The sequence below is a fragment of the Lewinella sp. genome (assembly GCF_050633125.1).
Classification (GTDB): domain Bacteria; phylum Bacteroidota; class Bacteroidia; order Chitinophagales; family Saprospiraceae; genus Lewinella.
In genome coordinates, this window is the sequence record NZ_JBOEFX010000257.1 from 1 (window position 1) to 573 (window position 573).

A 573-nucleotide genomic window follows, 5' to 3' on the forward strand; every position below is an offset into this window, starting at 1 on the left:
ATACTGTCGCATTGTCAAGACACATGCAGGGGTCCGTGATTTCTACCTCACATTCAATGATTTCTATATTGCTGGTGGCTGAATTACTACAGCCATTAGCATCTGTGATCGTATAGGTAATCGTAATCGTTCCAGGGCCACCTACTGTAGGGTCAAGGCTATAGTTGATACCATTGCCATTGTCTGTAACACCAGGGCCACTATAAACACCTCCAGAAGGTGAGCCTCCTGTAATTGGTACACCCTGAAGAGGAGCATCGACACAATAGTATAGCGCCGTAGAGAGACTTACTACGGGTAAGTCAAATACTTCGACCATATCTGTAGCAGTACAGCCTGTGCCTGATCCTGTATAAGTAATTGCATGAACACCAACTCCTGCACTACCAGGATCAAAGCTATAAGTCATGCCATTACCGTCATCAATAACACCTGTACCACTGTAAACACCACCTGTCGGACTACCGCTACCAAGGCCAGCTTGTACACCGGCATTGACACAAAGATCAGCAGGAGCGGTAAAGGTTACAGGATCAAGTGTGCAAGGAGAAGCCGTTACCGTAAAGCAATCTA

Annotated in this window: 1 protein-coding gene; it reads right to left on the reverse strand. The window is 46.2% G+C overall.

The window, feature by feature from the left end:
- The coding region (locus tag ACRBG0_RS28785) for an Ig-like domain-containing protein (protein WP_431490269.1) at nt 1-573 on the reverse strand (573 nt) is incomplete at both ends.